We start from the raw sequence: 626 nt of genomic DNA on the forward strand, positions 1-626 counted from the left end.
TTTCCCGGATCGAGGCCGTTCAGCGGTTCATCGAGGATGAGGTACGGGCAATCGGTCGCTATCGCCATGGCAAGCTTTACCTGCTGCTTCATTCCTGTCGAGAGTTTACGGGTCGGCTTGTCGAGATATGGGGAGATTCCGAGGGAGTCGCAGAGCGAGTCGATGTCGGCGGCCGATTTCCACGCCTCCCTAACGAAAGCAAGGTGCTCGATGGCCGATAGCGTGGGATAGAGATCCGCGCCGCCCGAAGAGCTCAGGTAGACGAGTTCTGCAAATTCGGCTGATCGACGTTGGCGGATTCCGTCTGCCGCCAGGCTTCCCGAGCGGATGCGGGTGGGAAATTGGCCCGACAGCGCTTCAAGAAGGGTGGTTTTCCCCGAGCCGTTGGGAGCAATGAGGCCCGCCGCCGTTCCCGGGCTCAGGAAAAGCGATCCGATTGAAAGTATCGTCGTGCTCCCGTATCCCACGCTCGCGTCCAGAAGCTCGAGCCCATGGCGCTTTTTCGCGGGTCCAGGCTGTTTGGGCGAACGTGTCGCAACGGCGCCGACCGCAAAAAGGACCGCGACGTATATCAGGGCCACGGCAAGCATCGATGCGCTGCCTGAACCGGAGCCAATGAATTCTGT

Annotated in this window: 1 protein-coding gene; it reads right to left on the reverse strand. The window is 60.4% G+C overall.

The annotated features are described in order from the left end of the window. Window positions 1-626: ATP-binding cassette domain-containing protein (locus tag DWV43_RS10015; protein ID WP_147346286.1), on the reverse strand; the 626-nt coding region annotated here is incomplete at both ends.

Origin of the sequence: Collinsella sp. AF05-9 (assembly GCF_003465595.1) — a bacterium.
In the GTDB taxonomy this organism is placed as follows: Bacteria; Actinomycetota; Coriobacteriia; order Coriobacteriales; family Coriobacteriaceae; genus Collinsella.